Annotated in this window: 6 protein-coding genes; 1 reads left to right on the forward strand and 5 read right to left on the reverse strand. The window is 69.4% G+C overall.

Annotation, left to right across the window (positions count from 1 at the left end):
• The 5 genes from K0M70_RS03215 to K0M70_RS03235 all read right to left on the reverse strand — a co-directional run.
• On the reverse strand, positions 1-2181 hold a 2181-nt coding region (locus tag K0M70_RS03215; RefSeq protein WP_290779216.1), incomplete at its 3' end, for a heavy metal translocating P-type ATPase.
• Positions 2178-2636: a hypothetical protein gene (locus tag K0M70_RS03220; RefSeq protein WP_290779219.1), complete on the reverse strand. Its 459-nt coding sequence runs from the start codon at positions 2634-2636 to the stop codon at positions 2178-2180. The genes K0M70_RS03215 and K0M70_RS03220, both read right to left, overlap by 4 nt.
• Positions 2633-2917 (reverse strand): DUF5676 family membrane protein, encoded by a 285-nt coding sequence (locus tag K0M70_RS03225; RefSeq protein ID WP_290779221.1) that lies wholly within the window; start codon positions 2915-2917, stop codon positions 2633-2635. The genes K0M70_RS03220 and K0M70_RS03225 overlap by 4 nt, the downstream gene beginning before the upstream one ends.
• Entirely contained in the window at positions 2914-3429 is a 516-nt protein-coding gene (locus K0M70_RS03230; protein WP_205208532.1) for a MerR family DNA-binding protein, read from the reverse strand. The genes K0M70_RS03225 and K0M70_RS03230 overlap by 4 nt, the downstream gene beginning before the upstream one ends.
• A gap of 804 nt (positions 3430-4233) precedes the next feature.
• The gene (locus tag K0M70_RS03235) at positions 4234-5355 is read right to left on the reverse strand and encodes an MFS transporter (protein ID WP_290779224.1); all 1122 of its coding nucleotides are present in this window, start codon (positions 5353-5355) and stop codon (positions 4234-4236) included.
• Positions 5356-5496: 141 nt separating this feature from the next.
• On the opposite strand from K0M70_RS03235, the gene K0M70_RS03240 reads away from it, so the two are divergent.
• Positions 5497-5895: MgtC/SapB family protein (locus K0M70_RS03240; protein ID WP_290779227.1), on the forward strand; the 399-nt coding region annotated here is incomplete at its 3' end.

A 5895-nucleotide genomic window follows, 5' to 3' on the forward strand; every position in this document is an offset into this window, starting at 1 on the left:
CCCCCCCCCCCCCACGACGTCATAGGGGTCGCTGCGCATCAGCACGATGTCGGCACTGTCGATGGCGACGTCCGTGCCGGCGCCGATCGCGAAGCCGACCTCGGCTTGCGTGAGCGCCGGGGCGTCGTTGACGCCATCGCCGACCATGCCGACTTTCAGGCCCTGGGCCTGCAGTTTCTTGACCTCATCGGCCTTCTGGCCAGGCAGGACATCGGCCAGCACGATGTCGATGCCCAGGTCCGCGGCCACACGCTCGGCGGTGGGCCGGTTGTCGCCGGTGATCATCGCCACCCGGACCTTGCGCCGGTGAAGCTCCTGGATCGTGGCCCGGGAGGTGGGGCGAATGGCATCCGCAATCGCAATGACGCCCGCAAGGCGCCGGTCGACGGCCACGTAGATCACGGTCCGGCCGGCGCCCTTGAGGCTCTCGGCTCGTGCCTCGATCTCGTCCACGGCCACGCCCTCGGCCGTCATCAGCAGGCGGTTGCCCAAATGCACCCAGCGACCCGCCACCCGGCCCATGGCGCCCTGTCCGTCGATGTTGGTGTAGTCCGACGCGCGATCTGTGACAGGCCCGGCGTGCTTGAGGATGGCCTGCGCCAGCGGGTGTTCGGAGTGCGCCTCCACGGCGGCCGCAATCTCGATGAGGCGCGCCTCGTCCCAGTCCGCCGCCGGCACCGTTTCCACGACATCGGGTTGCCCCACCGTGAGCGTGCCGGTCTTGTCGAAGATCACGACGTCCAGACGAGCGCACTGCTCAATCGCCTCGGCGTGCTTGAACAGAATGCCGTGGCGGGCGCCCATGCCGGTGCCGATCATGATCGCCATCGGGGTGGCCAAGCCCAAGGCATCGGGGCAGGCGATCACGAAGACGGTGATGGTCAAGGTGAGCGCGAACAGCAGGGTCTGCCCGATCCACCAGAACCAGACCGCGAAGGTGAGCGCGCCGATCACGATCGCCGCCAGCACCAGCCATTGCGAGGCCCGGTCGGCCAGCAGCTGGGCTGGGGCCTTGGAGTTCTGCGCTTCCTGGACGAGCTTGATGATTTGGGCCAGCGCGGTATCGGCGCCCACCTTGGTGGCGCGATAGGTGAAGGCGCCGCTGCGATTGATGGTGCCGCCCACGACGAGCGAGCCCGGCGCCTTCTTCACGGGCATCGATTCGCCGGTGAGCATGGATTCGTCTACCTGGGACTGGCCCTCGAGCACCTCACCATCCACCGGCACCTTGGCGCCTGGCCGAACGACCACCACCTCGCCCACCTGCACCTCATCGGTGGCGATCTCCACATCGACGTTGTCCCGGCGAACGATCGCCTTTGGGGGGGAGAGCTTGAGCAGCGCCTTCATGGCATCCGAGGCGCCGGCGCGAGCTCGCATTTCCAGCCAGTGGCCCAGCAGGATGAAGGTCAGCAGGACCGAGGAGGCCTCGTAGAAGTTGGGCCCGTCGAACACGAAGGTCGCGCCCAGGCTGAAGCCGTAGCCGGTGCCGACGCTGAGCAGCACCAGCACCGCCATGTCCAGCACGCCGCGGCGCAGCGAGCGAATCGCGGCCGCGAAGAAGGGCCAGCCCGGGTAAAGCACCGCACCGCTGGCCAGCAACCACAGCCAGACGTTCTCAGGCAGACCGAATGGCGTCGCCGGCGCGCTCATCAGCCCCATCGGTGACCAGATGAACAGCGGGATGGAGAACGCCAAGGCGATGATGAAGCGCCTGCGCATGTCCGCCGCCGCCGCGTGCAAATCGCCCCCGTGGTGCATGCCCTCGTGCGGGTCCGCGCCGCGCTTGTCCGGCGCGACGGGCGCATGGCCCGCGTGCCCTTGCATCGACGGCGTCGCGTCCTCAGGGAGGGCCGACGCTGCGGGGGAGGGCGACGGGGCATGGCCGGCATGTGCAGAGTGACTGGCGGCCGACCCGGCGGAGGCGCCTGGCGGGACAAACTCGGCGGACGGGGCGCGGCAGGTGAAGCCGCAAGCGCGAATCGCCGCCGTAATCGCCGTCGGCTCCGCAGCGCCGCGGGTATAGCGCACCTGAAGCGTGCCGGCCGCAAAATTGGCTTCGGCGGCCTGCACGCCCGGCAACCCGCGAACCGTGGCGGCCAGCGTGCGGGCGCAGCCCTCGGTCAGCATGTCGCCGATCGGCCAGACCCTTACCGCCTGAGTGTTCATGGCGGTGCTCATGACGCCACCGCCAGCGGCGCGGCGCCGCCGTGGCCAAAGCCGGCCGGCACCGAAGCGAGTTTGTTGATCCAGGACGGATGCAGGTTCTGGAAGAAATAACCCACCGGGCTCAGGAATTTGCCGACCACCACGGCGGAGGAGTCGCCCAGCAGCCACGTGGCGGTGGCGTACTCCAGACCGGCGGCCTGGTCGCCGCGGTCATCGGCCTCGAATTCAGCCTCGGCCTCGATCAAAAAGCGCTCACCGACCTGCAGGTGGAAGATCGGCGCGAACGTCACCGCCCCCAATGTGCCGGCCTCGCCCTGGGTGTCGGTGACGGTAACGTCGCCATAGCCGGCAAAGTGGAAGATCACCGGGGTGTCGTCGGTCGGCTCGTCGGTCTCCGGCGGTGCGGCGATGGCCAACGGGGCCGCGAGCAGGCTCGCGAGCAGCAGGGAAACGTTAGAGCGGTTCATCGGTTACCTCTAATCAAGCGATTGACAATGGTGAACAAGGCGCCCGCCACGAAGGCGTAGCCGGCGATCGCGAGCGAACCGATCAGCACCGCGCTCCAGCGCAGTTCACCGACCGCCGGCGTGAGGCCGGACAGGCTCAGTCCGTGCACGACCAGGCCCAGGCCCGCGGCCAGGGCCCCGGGGGACCACGCCACAATCAGCGCGCAGGCCAGGTACAGCAGGACCGCCGTTACCGACAGCGACAGCCCGCAAGACAAGGGGGATTGACGGGGGCGCGTCATGAGGTCTTTTCCTCTGCAGAGGCGCGACGGCCCAAGAGGCGCCGCGAGGTGGATTTGGGAACGGCGGCGGCCTCGCTGGCCGCGACGGCCTCGATCAGCGCGCAGACGTCACTGCCCGTCGGCACGGCGTCGGGCAGGCGAGACCACTGGGCAACGGCTTGCTCCATTCGCGTCTGCAGCGCCAGGAGTTGCTCGAGCTGGTCGCGGGTTTCCGTCAGCCGACGGCTGATGATGTCGCGTACCAGCGGACATGGGCTCTTGCGCTGGCGGCTGCGCCGTAGGATTTCCTCGATCTCGGCGAGGGTGAAGCCGAGACGCTGCGCCGTGCGGATGAAATGCAGGCGATGCAGTTCCGCGGTCGAGAACAACTGGTAGCCGGCCTCGGTGTGGCTGGCGGCGCGAAGCAGGCCGCGGCGCAGGTAGTTGCGCACCACGTGCACGGTCACGCCTCCCAAGTGCGCCAGACGGCGCACCGTCATCGGCGGATCGGATTTGCGAAGGTCGGCCGTCATTGCATGCTCCCGCAGAACCGTCCGGAGACCGTAAACCTGTGTGTCGAACACAGGTCAAGGCACGCCGGCCGGCGCAGAGCGGCAGTGACAACACGCTTGGAGTGGGACGATCCCATCGTCTTGGCCTCGCACGAACCGCTGCCCAGGGGCGATGCGGTAGGAGTCGGCGGGGCAGGCCGTGGACACGGCGGCTGCACCGAAGCGACCGGAGCCCGGACGGGCACCGGCCGGTCATCGGCGCGGGATCAGATCAGCAGGAGGCTCGCCGGGTGCGGCGTAGGTCGATGCCAAGCGCTATGCGGACGAGCGGCCACCGCGTGACCCGCCGCATCCGGCAGTCGCTGAACGGCTACGACTGGCAGAGTCGGCAGTGGGCCCAAGGCGGGGACAGACGCCAAGCGTGGCGCCTCCTTGCTCAGGTCACCTTGGCTGCAATGGGAGGCGCACAGGGGCGCATCGCTGCTGAGCGGGGCACCGTGGCACGGCGGGGGTGTTTCGACCGCGACGGCATCGCCGTGATCGGCATGCTGGGCGTGGGTGGGCATGGACGCCATCGCCGAAAGTGCGCACGCCGGATGGCTCGCCAGGGCCAGTTGGGCCCACACCAGTGCCAGCATCGCCAGCAGCGAAATCGGTGTACGCCAGCGGTGGCGGCGGAAGCGGTTCATTGTCGAAGCCACTCTAACGCGGTTCGCAGGGTCGGAAGTTGACTTGGGTCAAATGACGCAGCGTCGCGCCTGGTGCCTACCGACGCCACGACGATACGCTGGCTGCCGCACGGGTCAAGTCGTTCGCGTGCACTGCTCAAGGTTCGGCCCCTTGTACGGGCGGACGCCTCGCTATGGCGACCGCGACTACCACGGCGAGGCCCACCACGACGGCGATCCAAGCGGTCTGCGGTGTTTGAGCGCGGAATGCCACGCCGCCCAACAGTGCACCTGCGGCTTGTCCCAGCCCGCCCAGGGCGGCGCGCAGGCCCAGTTGCAACCCGTGCGCCCGGCCGGCGCTCCGTACGATCCACAGGCTGATCGTCGGTTGCAGGACGCCACCCCCAGCCGCCACCAATGCCACAACGGCGCCGAGCATCCACGCCTCCGACGTCCAGCGCAGCACACCGACCCCCAACGCCGAAACCAGAAATGCCGGCGCCAGCCAGCGCCACAAGCTGGTCGGGTCGCGCTGAGGTTGGAACACGCCGGTCTGCACCGCGATCATCACCAGGCCGCAGCCTGAGAACAACAATCCGATCGCCGGCGCCGACAGCCCCAGTTCTTCGCGCCCGCGCACACTCACCCCGACCTCCATGGCTCCCATCACCAAGCCGGCGACCATGGCTGCCGCGGCCAACAACCACAGGCGCGGCCGATCCGGGAGCCGCGACGGCGCGGCTAGCGACGCGGTGGTGGGTAGCGTGCGTATGCGCGCCACGGCGATCGCGGCGATCAAGATCAAGCCCGTCGCCAGCGCAATCGGCAACCGCAGGCTGGCGCCCTGGGCCAGCGCCCCACCCAGTAGCGGTCCCGCCAGCCCGCCCAGGAGCGCCGCCCGTGACACCCGTGCAACCGCTGTCCCGTAGACCGTGGGCGGACACCACTGCGCCGCCAGCGTGAGCACGGCCGGCACGGCCACGGCGCCGAGCGCGCCCTGCAGGGCGCGGACCAGGACCAGTACGGTCAGCGACGATGGCCACCACAGGGCCAACTGCACCAGACCTTGGCCCACCAGACCGATCAACAGCAACCGGCGGGCGGAATAGCGGTCCAGCAGCCACCCCCACACCGGTGAGGCCACCACTGTCGCCAGCGTATAGGTCGCCATCATCATCCCGGTGGCGGCGGCGATGTCCTCGGGTGTCACCGTGGCAAGCAGGGCCGGCAGCACCGGCAACACCAGGCCGTACGCGGTGGCGATCACGAACAGCGCCAACAGTGGTCCGCGTAGTTGCCGCGGCACCGAAGCAACGGCGGAGTCAGCGCTCACCGGCTCCATCGCCCTGCGACCTCCTTGACGGTGGCTGGGCCCGACGTGCCATGCTGGCCGGCGCATTGACTCTTCGGGCGAGCCCACGTGGACGAACTGAGCGGGCTGTTGTTTTCCTTGGCCGCGGGCCTGTTGGTGGGTGTGGAGCGTGGCTGGCGCCAACGCTCGGTTGCCGAGGGCCATCGGCCGGCCGGCCTGCGCACGTTTGGCGTAATCGGCCTGCTGGGCGGCTTGGGCGCGCTGGGGGCGCAGCGCTGGGGCGACGGCGTGCTTATCGCGCTGGGCGCGGCCGTGGCGCTGGCGCTGGTGGCCGGATACGGGGCGACGGTGTGGATGCACCGTGCGATGGGGCTGACCACCCTGATGGCGGGCTTGGCGACCTTCATGATTGGCGCACTGGCCGCGGGCGGTGCACCGGCGGCGGGCCCCCCCCGCGGCGGGCGGGTTGGGGGGCCACAGAGCACACACAGACCCCAGCACACCCCC

It is taken from the genome of Arenimonas sp., assembly GCF_019459675.1.
GTDB lineage: Bacteria > Pseudomonadota > Gammaproteobacteria > Xanthomonadales > Xanthomonadaceae > Arenimonas.

Coding starts and splice junctions, on each gene's coding strand:
- K0M70_RS03220 (WP_290779219.1), bottom strand. CDS start 2,636: ATGAACCGCTCTAACGTTTCCCTGCTGCTCGCGAGCCTGCTCGCGGCC.
- K0M70_RS03225 (WP_290779221.1), bottom strand. CDS start 2,917: ATGACGCGCCCCCGTCAATCCCCCTTGTCTTGCGGGCTGTCGCTGTCG.
- K0M70_RS03230 (WP_205208532.1), bottom strand. CDS start 3,429: ATGACGGCCGACCTTCGCAAATCCGATCCGCCGATGACGGTGCGCCGT.